General features: G+C 69.4%; 13 protein-coding genes. 6 read left to right on the top strand and 7 right to left on the bottom strand.

Annotated elements, in window-relative coordinates:
- Window positions 1-470: 470 nt before the first annotated feature.
- Window positions 471-1,367, top strand: a complete 897-nt coding sequence (gene aguB / locus D3869_RS00145) for an N-carbamoylputrescine amidase (RefSeq protein ID WP_137138454.1) — start codon at window positions 471-473, stop codon at window positions 1,365-1,367.
- 21 nt (window positions 1,368-1,388) lie between these two features.
- Here the strand turns inward: aguB and D3869_RS34360 are convergent, their stop codons facing one another.
- Complete coding sequence (locus tag D3869_RS34360) at window positions 1,389-2,039, bottom strand: putative metalloprotease CJM1_0395 family protein (protein WP_137138453.1); 651 nt, start codon at window positions 2,037-2,039, stop codon at window positions 1,389-1,391.
- A gap of 436 nt (window positions 2,040-2,475) precedes the next feature.
- On the opposite strand from D3869_RS34360, the gene D3869_RS00135 reads away from it, so the two are divergent.
- The 3 genes from D3869_RS00135 (at window position 2,476) to D3869_RS00125 (ending at window position 6,668) form a co-directional block, all read left to right on the top strand.
- The gene (locus D3869_RS00135; protein WP_247895660.1) at window positions 2,476-5,241 is read left to right on the top strand and encodes an SLBB domain-containing protein; all 2,766 of its coding nucleotides are present in this window, start codon (window positions 2,476-2,478) and stop codon (window positions 5,239-5,241) included.
- Window positions 5,238-6,080 carry a glycosyltransferase gene (locus tag D3869_RS00130; RefSeq protein ID WP_137138451.1) on the top strand — a complete coding sequence of 281 codons (843 nt, stop codon included), beginning with the start codon at window positions 5,238-5,240 and terminating at the stop codon, window positions 6,078-6,080. The genes D3869_RS00135 and D3869_RS00130 overlap by 4 nt, the downstream gene beginning before the upstream one ends.
- Before the next feature lie 120 nt (window positions 6,081-6,200).
- Entirely contained in the window at window positions 6,201-6,668 is a 468-nt protein-coding gene (locus D3869_RS00125; protein WP_137138450.1) for a helix-turn-helix domain-containing protein, read from the top strand.
- A 23-nt stretch (window positions 6,669-6,691) separates the two neighbouring features.
- Here the strand turns inward: D3869_RS00125 and D3869_RS00120 are convergent, their stop codons facing one another.
- From D3869_RS00120 to D3869_RS00100, 5 genes are all read right to left on the bottom strand, one after another.
- Window positions 6,692-7,543 (bottom strand): glycosyltransferase family 2 protein, encoded by an 852-nt coding sequence (locus D3869_RS00120; RefSeq protein ID WP_137138449.1) that lies wholly within the window; start codon window positions 7,541-7,543, stop codon window positions 6,692-6,694.
- Entirely contained in the window at window positions 7,540-8,511 is a 972-nt protein-coding gene (locus D3869_RS00115) for a hypothetical protein (protein WP_247895659.1), read from the bottom strand. Before D3869_RS00115 ends, D3869_RS00120 begins: the two co-directional genes overlap by 4 nt.
- The gene (locus tag D3869_RS00110) at window positions 8,504-9,751 is read right to left on the bottom strand and encodes a glycosyltransferase family 4 protein (protein ID WP_137138448.1); all 1,248 of its coding nucleotides are present in this window, start codon (window positions 9,749-9,751) and stop codon (window positions 8,504-8,506) included. Before D3869_RS00110 ends, D3869_RS00115 begins: the two co-directional genes overlap by 8 nt.
- Before the next feature lie 49 nt (window positions 9,752-9,800).
- Window positions 9,801-11,018, bottom strand: a complete 1,218-nt coding sequence (locus tag D3869_RS00105) for a hypothetical protein (RefSeq protein WP_247895658.1) — start codon at window positions 11,016-11,018, stop codon at window positions 9,801-9,803.
- Between the two features lie 87 nt (window positions 11,019-11,105).
- A complete protein-coding gene (locus D3869_RS00100; RefSeq protein ID WP_137138447.1) occupies window positions 11,106-11,576 on the bottom strand; it encodes a DUF3299 domain-containing protein in 471 nt (156 codons plus the stop codon).
- A gap of 299 nt (window positions 11,577-11,875) precedes the next feature.
- On the opposite strand from D3869_RS00100, the gene D3869_RS00095 reads away from it, so the two are divergent.
- Both D3869_RS00095 and hutG read left to right on the top strand, forming a co-directional pair.
- Window positions 11,876-12,226, top strand: a complete 351-nt coding sequence (locus D3869_RS00095) for an ArsR/SmtB family transcription factor (RefSeq protein WP_014240322.1) — start codon at window positions 11,876-11,878, stop codon at window positions 12,224-12,226.
- 179 nt (window positions 12,227-12,405) lie between these two features.
- Window positions 12,406-13,230 carry an N-formylglutamate deformylase gene (gene hutG / locus D3869_RS00090; RefSeq protein ID WP_137138446.1) on the top strand — a complete coding sequence of 275 codons (825 nt, stop codon included), beginning with the start codon at window positions 12,406-12,408 and terminating at the stop codon, window positions 13,228-13,230.
- A gap of 15 nt (window positions 13,231-13,245) precedes the next feature.
- Here the strand turns inward: hutG and D3869_RS00085 are convergent, their stop codons facing one another.
- The gene (locus D3869_RS00085; RefSeq protein WP_038528038.1) at window positions 13,246-13,656 is read right to left on the bottom strand and encodes a bacteriohemerythrin; all 411 of its coding nucleotides are present in this window, start codon (window positions 13,654-13,656) and stop codon (window positions 13,246-13,248) included.
- Between the last annotated feature and the right edge of the window lie 156 nt (window positions 13,657-13,812).

Raw genomic sequence — 13,812 nt, 5'->3', positions numbered from 1 at the left:
GGTTTCTGTCTCTTGAAACGCCCATGCATGACGACAATCTCTCGGCAGACGTCCGTCGGGCCGCGCTGCGGCGCAGCGAGCAGAACCGACGGGTGAAATCAACTTAGCCGATCATATCCATCATCGGAAAAATCGCAAAGAGATTGCGGATATAAATTTCGCGAGCATGCAATAATATGTCGCATAACCATCGCGCGATCCCTGAAGGATGTTTTTTCGTATTTGTGCGTATGACCTTCACCTTTTCCCCCGCCCGCCGGCAACGGACGGGCGGAGAGGTCGTCCGACTCCGGAATATGAACAATCCGATCGGTCCATGACCCTGGAAGAATCGCGACCCTGAAGGTTTGTGATCTTGAAAGGCTTATGTTCTTGAAAGGTTTGTGACAGGGCGGAGATGGGGTTGCGCACCCGGCCGTCCGCCCATTAACACGGCACAGCGCCACGCAAAAGCACAGGAGCATCAGCCCATGCGCCCCACCACCGGACGCACCGTCACCGTCGCGGCGACCCAGATGGCCTGCGGTTGGGACCGCGACGCCAATGTGAACGGCGTGGAACGCCTCGTGCGCGAAGCGGCGGCGCGCGGCGCCCAGATCATCCTCCCCCAGGAACTGTTCGAAACGCCCTATTTCTGCAAGGACCAGAAGCAGGAGCTGTTCGCCCTCGCCCACCCCGCCGAGGATCATCCGGTGATCGCGCGGATGAGCGCGCTCGCCCGTGAACTGTCCGTGGTCATCCCCACCAGTTTTTTCGAGCGGGCGCGGAACGCGTATTACAACTCGCTGGCGATGATCGACGCGGACGGCACGGTGCTCGGCGTCTACCGCAAGTCCCACATCCCGGACGGCCCCGGCTACCAGGAAAAATACTACTTCAACCCAGGCGAAACCGGATTCCAGGTCTACAAGACCCGCTACGCCGCCATCGGCTGCGCGATCTGCTGGGACCAGTGGTTTCCCGAATCGGCCCGCGCCATGGCGCTGAAGGGCGCGGAGATCCTGTTCTACCCCACCGCCATCGGGTCCGAGCCCCAGGACGGGTCACTGGACAGCCAAGCCCACTGGACGCGGGTCATGCAGGGCCACGCCGGCGCCAACCTGATGCCGCTGGTCGCCTCCAACCGCATCGGGCGCGAAGAGGGCGAGACCTGCGGAATCACCTTCTACGGGTCCTCCTTCATCGCCGGGCCGACCGGGGAACTGGTCGCCCAGGCCGACCGGGAGAGCGAGACGGTCCTGACCGCCAGCTTCGACCTGGACCGCATCGCCGCCCAGCGCGCGTCCTGGGGAATCTTCCGCGACCGGCGGCCGGAGCTTTACGGCCCGCTGCTGACCCTCGACGGCGAGTCCCCCGTCCGCCGCTGAGGATAGGGGGGCAACCCGGCGTCAGACCATGATGCCGGTGGTGCCGATGCGCCGGCCGATGCCGGAGGCCGACGCATAAGCCGCCGTCCCCCGCGCCGCCAGCGCCGGCGCGGCGGTGTCGCCTGACGGCGCGCCCTCACGCCCACGGTCCTGCTCATCGGGGGAGCCTCCGCTCCGCGCGCCCGTCTCCGCCCCCTTCCGCCGCACCTCCTGCTGCGCCTGCATCTTCGCGGCATCGGCCTGCTGGGCGACGCGGAGGTCCTGCGCGGACGGGTCGGATGGCGCCAGGGCCGCCGCCTTGACCGTGTCCATCTTGCGGACGGTGGCTTCGGGATCGCTCTCCGCGCCGGCATCCACCTGGACTTCGCCGGCGGTCGCGTAGTTCTTGCCGTCCGGCCCGCGGGTGAAGGTGAAGGAGGCGGCACCGGCGTGGGGACCGCCGGCTGCCTGATGCGCCGCCTCGTGCTGGCGGACGCTGGCGTCGATGCGCTTGAGTTCCTCGACCTGCCGCTGCTGATCGTCGGTCAGCGTGCCCGGCTGGCCGGCGACGTTGCGACCCGTGCCGGCCTGACCGGTGTCCTGAACGCCGCCCTGGCTCCGGTCACGCCCCGTCTGAGCGGGCCGCAGGAGCGGCACGCCGTAAATTCCACTGGACGATACACCGGCAACCATGGCCCGCGGCTCCTGCGCGCTCCACGCGATGCCACGCAGTCTACACGCCGCCGGACGGAACGGCAACGCAGCTTGGCCGTTGCCTTTTCACGGCATCACACGCAATAGTATTCATAGCGCCCGGATTGGATGACCAGCATGGTGCCGGGATACGGCGCCACCACAATCCATGTGTGAATTCTTGCGCAGAATCCTCTCTCTTTTGGCGCCATTGACGGCGCTGATCATCTGGGGGCTCGCCGCATCGGCTGCCGAACCCCTCCCCACGGCGTCCCAGGCCCGCGGTCCGGCCTCGTCGCCCGTGAAACCCGCTCCGCTCCCGGGGTCCCTGTCGCCGATCGAGACCGCGTACAGCGAACGGGCGGGTTCGGTCCTCCTCCAATTCGGTTACGACCAGTTCGGCGAGCAACCCCCGCGGCGCGACGGTTCAGGCGGCGTGCAGGCCGATTACACGCTGGGTCCGGGCGACGAACTCCTGGTGACCCTGCGCGGTCAGAAATCCTCCAGCAAGCGGTATGTCGTCGACGCGGCCGGGTTGCTCACCGCGGACGACGTTCGGCCGGTCGTGGCGCAAGGCCTGACACTGGCGGATCTGCGCGTCGAACTGGCGAGCGCCGTCACCGCCTCCTTTCCCGACACCGAGGTGTATGTCTCGGTGACCGAAATCCGGCGGATCGGCGTGCTGGTGACCGGCGCCGTGGCGCGTCCGGGCCGGCAGGAGGTGGGAGCCTTCGCCACGCTGATCGACGCGCTGACCGCCGTGGGCGGCGTCACCCGCGGCGGGTCGCTGCGCCGCATCCGCCTGTTCCGCGCCCAAGCCACCGGAGGGATCCCATCCACCGGCCTGCCCGTCGACCTGTACGACCTGTTCATGACCGGGGACGGCGCGAACGCGGGTCTCCGCCTGCGCGACGGCGACCGCGTCTTCGTGCCGCCGATCGGCCCCACCGTGGCGCTGGCCGGTCCGCTGAAGCGCCCCGGTGTCTACGAGCTTCCTCCCGGGCAGGAGCGCCTTCCGGTCGCCGTCGCGAAGGAGATGGCCGGCGGTCTCCTGCGGCCCGGCGCGCATCGGGCGCTCCGTTACGCCATCGGCCCCAACGGCGAGGAGCAAGCCGAGGACCTGTCCGACACGGACGCCGCCCGGCTGGGCGACGGCGACCTGCTGCTGCTCGCCCCCCGCCGGGAGGACCGGCGCGGCGATCTGCGTCTGGACGGCCATGTCCTGCGCCCCGGCCCACGGGCGCTGGAACGGACCCCGACCATCGCGACGCTGGTCTCGGCGGCGGACCTGGGACCGGCGCCCTATTTCCCCTTCGCGGTGCTCGCGTCGACCAGCCCGGTGAGCCGCGCGCGCGTCCTGCAGCCGATCGACCTGGGAGCGGTGCTCGGCGGCCGCGACCGCCGCCCTCTGGCCGAGGGCGACACCCTTTACGTTCTGGGCGCGGACGACGTGGATTTCCTGACCTCCGAACCGGTTCTGGAGTTGCTGCGCGGCGCGCGCGCGCCGGCCCCGGACGCGTGCCGCGGCCTGGTGGTGCTGGCCCGCGCCTTGACGGCGCAGCCGGACGGGCCGCTCGCCGAAGGGCCCCAGGCACGGGCGGCGGCGGGGCTCACCGGCGCGCGCACCCCCTGCCCGCCCCTGTTCGAAGCCGTTCCCGATCTGCTCGTCTTCGCCCTGGAGCATTCCGTTCTGTTGATGGGAGGGGTGCCGCGTCCCGGTTTCTATCCCTCCACCGGGCGGGGCGGTGCCGCGGAGCTGGCGATTGCCGCCGGCGGGCGGGAGCCCGGCGTTTATGCGCCCCCCGTCGGCGGGGCGTCGCCACGCCGTCCGACGGCTGGAACCATCGTGGAACCGGACGACCCCGTCTACGAGTTGACCGGCCATGCCCGCCGTCCCGGCGTTCGTCCTTTGGCGGGGGGCGCCACGCTGCGCGACGCGCTGACCGGGGGAGACGCCCTGAAACGGGATGTCTATCCCCTGCTGGGCGTCATCGAGCGCTTCGACCGCCGCACCCTCGCCCGCCGTCTGCTTCCGTTTTCACCGCAGGAGGTGGCCTCCGGTCAGGCCAACCGCGCGCTCGCCGACGGCGACCGGGTGCGCCTGCTCTCCGCCGCCGATGTCCGTGCGCTGACCGCCCCTGCGGACAAGGACGCCCGGAGCGAAGCGACGCCGGCCGACGCCGAACCGCCCCTTCCCGACGACGTCGCGGCCCTGGTGCGGGAACGCGGCGTGCAGGTGCGGGGCGCGGTGCGCCTTCCCGGCACCTATCCCGTGGCGGACACGGCGACGGTCGAAGCGCTGCTGGCAACCGCCGGCGGCCCCGCCGCGACCGCCGATCCCACCAGCCTGGAGATCACCACCGGCGCCGGCCAGCGCCGCCGTTTGGACCTCCGCGACGGGGCGTCCGCCCGGACGGCGCTGCATCCGGGCGACAGCCTGCGCGTCAATCCGGTGCCGCAAGCGCTGGAGGCGCGCGCGGTCACCATCTCCGGCGCGGTGCGCCGCCCCGGCCGCTACGACGTGGTGCGCGGCGAGACGCTGTCCTCGCTGATCGACCGGGCCGGCGGCCTGACGGAGGACGCCTATCCCGCCGGGACCAGCTTCCTGCGCGACAGCGAGCGCAAGCGCGAGCGCGCCTGGTTCGACCAGCAGGCCCGCGACCTGGAGCGCTGGATGGTGCAGGAGGTCGAGAAGGGCGAGGCCGCGCGCTCCGACGTGGTTGGGCTGGCCCGGCAGCTCGCCACCCAGCTGCGCGGCGTCGAACCGCTGGGCCGCATCGTCGTCGAGGCGGACCCCCAGGTGCTGCGCCAACGACCGGAATTGGATGTGCTGCTGGAGCCGGACGACCGCATCCTGATCCCGAAACGGCCGCTGACCGTCACCGTGACCGGGGAGGTCCTGCACCCGACCGCCGCCCAGTTCGTCAGCGGCAAGACCGCCGACGCCTATCTGCGGGACGCCGGCGGAACGAGCCGCAACGCCGACGACGCCCGGATCTTCCTGGTTCTGCCGGACGGGCGGGCGCAGCCGCTGTCCCTGTCCTCCTGGAACCACACGGTCACGGCGATCCTGCCCGGTTCGTCCATCGTGGTGCCGCGCGATCCGAAACCATTCGACCTCATGGAGTTCTCCAAGAACATGGGAACCATCCTCGGCCAGCTCGCCATTTCGGCGGCGGCCATCGCGGTGATCTCCGAATGACGGGCGGGGCGGGGACGGTGCGGCTGGCCGTGGTCACCGTGGTCCGCGACGACCTGCCCGGGCTGCTCGCCACCCGCGCCAGCCTGCGCGCCCAGACCGCGGCGGCCTACGACTGGTTCGTGGCGGACGGAGGCTCCAGCGACGGCACGGCCCGCTGGCTGGCCCGCCACGCCGACGAGGCGGCGTGGTGGCGCTCATCGCCCGACCGCGGCCTGTACGACGCCATGAACATCGCCCTGGATGCCATCGCCGAACGGTCGCCACCTGACAATGCCCCTGGGAACGCCCCCTGCAGCCACGTCCTGTTCCTCAACGCCGGCGACCGGCTGGCCGACGGCCGGGTTCTGGAGCGGCTGCTTCCCATCCTGGCCGAACATCCGGACGCCGGTCTGTTCTATGGGGACGCGTTGGAGGAGCTGCCAGGCGGACGCCTCGTGGTGAAGCGGGCACGGTCGCACCGCCGCGCCCTGCTGGGCATGTTCACGCACCACCAAGCCATGGTCTACCGCTTGGGCGAGTCGCCCGCCCCGCGATTCGATCCGCGCCATGGTCTTGCCGCCGATTACGCCTTCACGCTGACCATGCTCAAGCAAGGGCCGCGGGCGCAGCGCTTGCCACTTTCGGTATGCATTTTCGCCGGAGGCGGGCGGTCGCAGCAGGACCCGGCGCGCGGGCGCCGGGAGCAGGCGATCATCCGCCGCGAGCTGCTTGGGGTCGGCTATACAACCAACGCAACATTGTGGGCATTACAATGGCTTGCCCTTACCCTGCGCCAGACAATTCCATGGCTTTACGCGAAATATCGTTTCTCACCAAATGAACGATCATTTCTTTCATAAGCTTTGGCGACTGTTTTACGCATCTAGCTATTGATGCGCACGAAAAGTTGCATAGAATTTACTTTCTGAACTAACCAATTTCCCTGGTGGCGCGAACCACCTCCATACTGAGGGTCTATTATGAGTGCCACGAAATCCAAGCTATCACCCGCCCACACGCTCTCACGCCGTGGCGAGGGACCAAACCCGATCGACATCCATGTCGGCGCCCGGCTCCGTCTGCGCCGGACCCTGCTCGGTCTCAGCCAGGAGAAGCTGGGCGAGGCCGTGGGGATCACCTTCCAGCAGCTCCAGAAGTACGAACGCGGATCCAACCGCATCAGCGCCAGCCGTCTGTTCAACCTGTCGCAGGTCCTGGGCGTCCCGGTCAGCTACTTCTTCGAAGACATGCCGTCGCCGGAGCACATCGCCACCCCGTCGGCCGATCTTCCGCCGTCCGAAACGGAAGAATTCGAGTCGATGGCCCGCCGCGAGACCCTGGAGCTGGTGCGGGCCTACTACCGCATCGAAGACCCCTCCGTGCGCAAGCGGACCTTCGACCTCCTGAAGGCGCTGGGCGGGGAGCGCGCTCTGGACGAGGCGGTGTAAGGCACGGCTCCGCCCGCACCCCCTCAGTCATCGGTGGACGCGGGTGAAGCGGCCCGTCGCCTCGCGTCCGCGATCTTCACGCCGATCTGCCAATAGTAGAAGGCCCGCGCCAGCGCGTGCTGGAAGCCGGGACCGCCGTCCAGAAAGCCCAGCCGCAAAACGTACCCGTACAGAAAGATCAGAAGCGGACGGGCCGGCAACCGGTCGAGGCCGATCTTCAGCCACCGCCGCACTCCGGACTCCAGCGCGATCAGGTTCGTCATCCGTCCATCCGAACGCAGCGCCGCTTCCCAATCAGCGTAGCGGGCGTGCCGTTCCAACCAAGCCGCGACCGGCTTGTCGTCGGCGTGGTCCAGGCCGTTCCGCAACCGTCCCACCCTGCCGGCGATCACCGGCTGGTAATGCCCCTCCACCTCCCACATGGTGGCGACATCCAGATCGGGCACCGATGGGAAGCGCGCTTTCCTGCGGTCGAACAGGGCGAGCTTCCGGTTGCCCGCGCCGAAGCGCAGCCGACGGCCGAGGAACACGGGACGGCCGTTGATCAGGTAGCCGTCATACCGCGGCCCTGCGGCCATCAACGCGGCGATCTCCTCCACCAGGGCATTGCCGAGTCGCTCGTCGGCATCGACGAACAGGACCCAGTCCTGGCGAAACGGCAGATGGTCCAGGCACCATTGCTTCTTCTTTGGGTACCGGCCATCCCAGCGGAAGGGCACCACCCGCGCTCCCGCCGCCTCGGCGATCGCCGGCGTGCCATCGGTGCTCCCGCTGTCGACCACGAAGCGTTCGGCGAACCGCTCCAGCGCGGGCAGGCAGTGGGGAAGATTGACCGCCTCGTTGCGGGTCATCACCACGACCGACACGGGGATCACGGGGATGCCTCGCCGCCGGCGCGCCACAGGCGCCGCAGGCTGACGGCGACCGCCCCGGCCATAAGACCAGCCAACGCCGCCATCGGAACGACCATCAGAGGGTTCGGCCAGTCCGGGCGCTGGGGCGCGGCCGGCGGCTCGATGGCGTCAGCGGCCAGCGGCAGATCGACCTCGATCATCATGGCGATCCGCTCCTGCTCGGACAGCAGGTCGGCAAGGGCGCGGCGGTGCTCCGCCACGGTGATCCCGGCCAGACGGGCGCGGACGTGGGCGATCTGCGCGGCGCTGCGCCGGGACGCCTCCGCCCGCAGATGGGCGTCGGTCGCCTGGGCCGCGCTCGACAGAATCCGCAGCGCCATGGCGCGGTCGGCGTGCCGCAGCCGTAGCCGCCGCATCGGCCCGCTGCCCACCATATCGACGGTCAACCGATCACGAAGCGCGCTCGCCACCCGCTCGGCATCGGGCTCCACCCAATCCGACCGGCCGACGAGCGCGAGGAACAGCCGCTTGGCGGACGCCAAGGGGCCGGGCGCCGGACGCCAGCTCCCCGCCGCCTCGTCCCAGCGATCGGGAAACAGGCCGCGCAGCAGCTGAGGATCGGCCATCATCCGCTCCGCCACCGGGATCGAGGTGAAAAGCTGGAGGTAGCGCGCGAAGTCCGAGAGGATTTCGTCCCCCGGGCCGGGTTCCGACGCGGCGGCGGCGGCCTCCCGGCCGATCAGAACGGGCAGCCGCGCTCCCATGGCCGCCGCACCGACGCGGGCGGTCGGCCCGATCACCATCACGGCGGTGTATTGGGGCACGACCAGCCGCAAGGCGGTCACCGACGCCGCGACCCCCAGCGCCGTCCCAATGAGCAGGATCGGCCAGCCTCCCCGCAGCGTCCGCAGGAACCGGCGCAGCCGTCGACCCGACTCCACCGCGTCGAACTCCAGCGGGGAGTGGCGCCGCGGCATCCCGTCAGGCATGCGGCAGGCTCCGCCCGGGCAGCGCAGACACGCCCCGCAGCTTTGTCCGGCGCAGCCCGTCCGCCAACGTCGAGAAGCGCCGCGCCGCCGCAGCGGCGTCCCAGGCCGAGGCGACGAACAGCGCCCGAGCGCCCTGCGCCGCGCACAGGTCCGGATCGCCGGCGTAGCGGCGGACCGCGGCGGCCAGCCCCACCGCGTCGTCGGGCGCCAGCCTTTGACCGCAACCGTCCAGCATGGTGGCCGCCTCGCTGCCCGCCGGCCCCAGGAACAGGCAGGGCCGGCCCGCCGCCAGCGCGCCGGCCACCTTGCTGGGCACCAGCAGCCCCTCCGCGCGCGGGTCCATCGTCGCCAGGTGCAGATCCGCGGCGGACAGGCTTTCGGCCAGCCGGTCCGGCGGCTGGAGCGGCAGCAGCCGGACGTTCCTCAGCCCCCGCCGCTCCACCGCCTCCGCCACCGCTGCCCGCCGCCGCCCTTCACCGATCAGCAGAATCGCAACGGCGGGGTCGCTGCGCGCCAGCAGCGTCGCCGCGTCCAGCACGGCGTCCATCGGGTGGGCCAATCCCATGTTCCCGGAATAGGCCACGGTGAAACGGTCGCCCAACCCAAGCTCCTGCCGGAACGGATTCTCCGCCCGCGGCACCGGCCGGATGCGCGGATCGGGCCAGTTGGGCAGAACGGTGATCCGTTCGGCCGGCACCCCCGCCGCCGCCAGACGCCCGGCCATGCAGCGCCCGATGGCCACCACCGCGTCCTGCCGGCGAAGGGCCTGGGCGCTGGCCCGGTCGACCCACCGCATCAACGGGTCGGGCAAGCGGACGCCGAGAACCGGCAGCAACGCCGGAAACACATCCTGGCTCCAGTGAAGGGCCGCCGCGCCGTGGCGCGCGGCGATCAGCGGCCCGGCGCACGCCAGCAGCGGCGGGTCGGTCATGGTCACCACGACGTCGTGACGCGGCAGGCGCAACGCCCGATGGATCAGCCGCGCCGCGGCGGCCAGATAGCCGCGGGCCGCCGGCCGCGCGTCCGCGGGAGCCCCGCTTGCTTGCGGCGGCCGTCCTCCACCGGTGCGGTGCACGGTGACGCCGGGCGGCGCGGCACTGGGGCCGGAGCCGTCCGCGACCACCGTGACCCGCCACCCCATCGCCGCCATCCGCTCGGCCAGATCGGACACGCAACGCCCGGTCGCCCCTTTGTCCGGAGGAAACACGCGGTTGACGAACAGAATGGATGGTGAATCCATGATGGAAGGACATTCGCCTTGATGAAACACGCATAAGTATGCATTTCCATCAGCGCTCCGGCAACCGCTTCCCGCGCTCCGACGCCAGCGCCGCCAGGGTGAGCAGCAGACCCGTATCGAGGTACTTGAAACTCGTGTGCAGACCGAGCGCCATCAGCAGCGGCGCCGCCACCGCCCAGCCGAGCACGGGGTCGGAACGGAGAAGAGCCAGCGCGCGCGGCGCAAGCCCGCCCAGATACGCGACCAGGGCGCACAGGCCGACCACCCCGGTTTTGGCGAGGGCGTAGGTCGCCAGCGTGTGGGTGTAGGACACCCGCCAACCGCCCACCGCCGGGTTGGCGAGAAGCGCCCCCCACCCCTGCCCGAACAGAAAAGCGACCGGGGAGGACAGGGCCTGCCCGAGCGCGGCCTCCGCCTCCTCCCATCGGGTGTTCGCTCCGGCCAGCCGGGTTTTCTCGGCCACCTGCCCGAACGCGCCGAACAGAGCGTCGTGAAAGAGCGTCACCAACAGCAACGCCGCCAAGCCCGCCCCCACCCCGGCGAGCGGCGCCCGGCGCAGCCACCACAGCCCGAGCGCCGTGAAGGCGACGACGGCGAGTCCGAGCGCCATCCGGTGCACCGCCCCGGCCAGAGCGGCCAGACAGAGAAGGCCGCCCAGCATCGCCACCACGCCGGCGGCACGGCGCGGCCACCCGCCATGCATCAGCATGCCGATTCCGAAAGCCGGCAAGGCGATGGCGGCGAACAGGACCGATGGCGCGTTCAGCAAATAGACGCCGCCATCCGCCATGGCCCGAACCCCGACGGCGCCGAACCCCCAATCCGCCTGCTTCCACCAACGCAAGGCGAAGCCGACACCGGCCACGGCCAGACCGCCGGCCAGCAGCCCCGCCGCCCGATCGGGAGCGGCGCGCAGCATCGGCACCAACAGGACGGGGAGGAAAAGGTAAAGAAGCGGCACGACATCGCGCACCATGTCGCCCGGCGCCCAGTCCAACCAAACGCCGCGCATCAGCGGGCACCACAACAGCACCGCCAGCGCCAGCACAGCGGGCATCTCCCACGGCGCCGAATCGCGCGCCAGCAACGCGTCTCCCGTCGCCACGGACAGCGGACGCGACAGACCGACGCCCTGAACCAGCAGCGCGCCAATCGCCGCTTCGGCCATCCGGATCTCCGCCGGGGCCGGCGCGCTCAGCAGGCCATACAGCGCGAGCGCCAGGAACACCCCGATGGCGCGCCGCAGCGCCACGCCCTCTCCGGCCATGCGTTCCCCACCACCGCTCCGACCCGCACAGGAGGCAGGGTTTCACGACACAGCGAAAAAAGGAACGGCCGATGAGACCCGCAACGATCAGGCGTAACGCAGCTCGGCACGGTCGAGACGGTAGAACAAACCCTCAAGAGGATTCAGCCGCAACGTGCCGGTCATCAGCACCGGCGCCTGCGAATCGCGAACCGGGATCTGGCTGTGGACATACAGCATGGTGGAGGGGCCGGGCCGGTGGCAGGCCGGGCAGGAAACGGGGTTGGCGGCGAGTATGAAGCGGTTGTGGGCCGGCGCGTCGCTCAGCGGCACCATGAAGCCGCGCACCGTCACCAGCTTACCCTCCAACGCCTTGACGCGGGTCGGGAAGACCGGGTTGGCGGACGGTCCTTCCATGCGGACCTGCACCAGATCCCGCCAGAGGGCCGTGGTGTCGTCCAGCGGCAGATGGAACGGGCCCGCGGAATGGGTGGGTTCTCTGGCGTTGCTGGCCCAGATCGCCCAGCCGGCCACCGGGGCCAGCGCAAGCGGAAGCAGAACCTGTCGGCGCGACGTCATGGCGGTCCTCCCCCTCGATCCTGCCCGTTTCGGTCGTTCGTTCGACCGTTGCCGATCATTGATTCGATCGTTGAAGGCGTCCTGTGCGGCCTTGTCCCAGACCGTCGTGCTTGTGGCCGAATTGTTCCCGAGCCTCCGTCCAAGGTCAACAGGCGAGCGATAGGCCGTACGTAAGATGCCGCCGCCCGGCGACTTCGGGCACCGCTTCGCCGACCTATGGGATTGACGCGGCCGCCGACCTATACTTTGTAAGAGCGGCAACCACCGATAAAAACCTTACGAGCGGGAATCAACGCGGCATGCAAAAAGGGTCAGCACCAAAGGACAAGCCGGCGCATCTCCGCCTGTCCGAAGACCAGACCACCGAACTGGCCGACATGTTCCGCCTGATGAGCGACCCAAGCCGTCTGCGCATCATCCTGGCCTGCCTGGACACCTCGACCTCGGTCGGCGACATGGCGGCGGCGCTGGGCCTGTCGCCGTCGCTGGTCAGCCATCACCTCCGCCTGTTGCGGGCGGGACGGCTTATCCAGGCGGAACGGCGCGGCAACCGCGTCTTCTACCTGATCACCGACGAGCACATCCGGCGCGTCCTCTCCGACATGGTCGACCATGTGGCGGAAGAGAGCGAGGGTGACCTGGAGGCGTGAGGCGGTTCCGGTTGCGGCGGCATCGACCGCCACAACCCGTTGAAGCCTTTATAACAAATACGCAATAGGATTGACCGCCATGCCGGTTGCGCCGCATAGTTCCGATCATGCTGCGGCGCATCAAACCGTTGTTGCACGAATGGCCTAAAGAATCGGGCCAGGAAACAAAGGGTGTTGGCATGGAGACGTTCCGCTTCCAGCCGGGGGAAACCCCCGTCCTGCTCAGCATCCCGCACGTCGGCACCGTCGTGCCGCCGGACATCGCGGCCACCATGACCGACTCCGCCCTGGCGGTGCCGGACACCGACTGGCATCTCGACCGGCTGTATCACTTCGCCCCGGCGCTGGGCATCGGTTTCCTGAAGCCCATCCTCTCGCGCTACGTGATCGACCTCAACCGCGATCCCGACAACGCCCTTCCCACCCCCGGCGCCAGCAGCACCGAACTCTGTCCCCTCACCACCTTCGATCACCAGCCGGTTTACCGGCCGGGGCGGGAGCCGGACACGGCGGAGGTGCGGCGGCGGATCGGCGCCTATTGGCGCCCCTATCACGAGCAGCTCAACGGCGAGCTTCAGGCGCTGAAGGAACGCTTCGGCGTGGCGGTGCTGTTCGATGCCCATTCCATCCGGTCGCGCGTGCCGCGCTTCTTCGACGGGCAGATCCAGGACTTCAGCCTGGGCACAGCGGAAGGGGGCAGCGCCTCGCCGGCGCTGGTCGGCCGGGTCATGAACGTGCTCACCGCCACCGGGCGCTTTTCCTCGGTGCAGAACGGGCGCTTCAAGGGCGGCTTCATCACCCGCCGCTACGGCAACCCCGCCGACAACATCCACTCCATCCAGCTCGAATTGTCGCAGGTCACCTACATGGACGAGGAGGCGCCTTTCGGCTTCCGCGAGGAGTCGGCGCGTCAGGTGCGCCCGACGCTGGAGCGGCTGCTCAGCCTCGTCGTCGAATGGGCCTGGGAGAACGCCGCCGGCCGGCGGCGCAGCGCCTTCTTGTGACGGCCGGCCCGGCCCTCACACCCAGACGCCCCGCACGTAGGGCGTCAGCTGCGTGTCCTGCATGATGATGTGGTGGACCAGCCAGTTCGCCGTGAAGGTGTAGATCCGCTCGGCGTTCTGATGCGTCGGGTCCCGCGTGAAGACCGCGGACAATTCGCTCAAGGTCCGCACCGCCTCGTGGTGCTGGCGGACATGCTCCTCGAACTTCGGGTAATGCACGGCCTGCATGATCTTTTCTTCGCGGGCGAAGTGCTGCTGGGTGTATTCCAGCAGTTTCATGAGGATCTTGGCGACGCGCACCGGCATGAAGCTGCGCGAATTCAGCGCGGCGTCCAGTTCGTTCAGATACTCGATCAGGTGCTTGTGATCTTCATCGATGGACGGCTGGCCGACGCTGAGCTGCCGCCTCCACGTAATGACACCCATGAACCCTCCGCACCCTGTCTTCCGCGGCCACCGGGCAATTCCGCCGAAAGCCACCGCATTGAAGGGAAGCGCGCCGTACCTGCGCAACTGAAGATGAAGGTGCGCAATCCGTCAAGGAACCGTAAATACCAGACGCCGCGACCCCTGTTACCGCCG

It is taken from the genome of Azospirillum brasilense (assembly GCF_005222205.1).
Lineage (GTDB): Bacteria > Pseudomonadota > Alphaproteobacteria > Azospirillales > Azospirillaceae > Azospirillum > Azospirillum brasilense_G.
This window is presented reverse-complemented; position numbering and strand designations above follow the sequence as displayed.

Coding starts and splice junctions, on each gene's coding strand:
- aguB (WP_137138454.1), top strand. CDS start 471: ATGCGCCCCACCACCGGACGCACCGTCACCGTCGCGGCGACCCAGATG.
- D3869_RS34360 (WP_137138453.1), bottom strand. CDS start 2,039: ATGGTTGCCGGTGTATCGTCCAGTGGAATTTACGGCGTGCCGCTCCTG.
- D3869_RS00130 (WP_137138451.1), top strand. CDS start 5,238: ATGACGGGCGGGGCGGGGACGGTGCGGCTGGCCGTGGTCACCGTGGTC.
- D3869_RS00125 (WP_137138450.1), top strand. CDS start 6,201: ATGAGTGCCACGAAATCCAAGCTATCACCCGCCCACACGCTCTCACGC.
- D3869_RS00115 (WP_247895659.1), bottom strand. CDS start 8,511: ATGCCTGACGGGATGCCGCGGCGCCACTCCCCGCTGGAGTTCGACGCG.
- D3869_RS00110 (WP_137138448.1), bottom strand. CDS start 9,751: ATGGATTCACCATCCATTCTGTTCGTCAACCGCGTGTTTCCTCCGGAC.
- D3869_RS00105 (WP_247895658.1), bottom strand. CDS start 11,018: ATGGCCGGAGAGGGCGTGGCGCTGCGGCGCGCCATCGGGGTGTTCCTG.
- D3869_RS00100 (WP_137138447.1), bottom strand. CDS start 11,576: ATGACGTCGCGCCGACAGGTTCTGCTTCCGCTTGCGCTGGCCCCGGTG.
- D3869_RS00095 (WP_014240322.1), top strand. CDS start 11,876: ATGCAAAAAGGGTCAGCACCAAAGGACAAGCCGGCGCATCTCCGCCTG.
- hutG (WP_137138446.1), top strand. CDS start 12,406: ATGGAGACGTTCCGCTTCCAGCCGGGGGAAACCCCCGTCCTGCTCAGC.
- D3869_RS00085 (WP_038528038.1), bottom strand. CDS start 13,656: ATGGGTGTCATTACGTGGAGGCGGCAGCTCAGCGTCGGCCAGCCGTCC.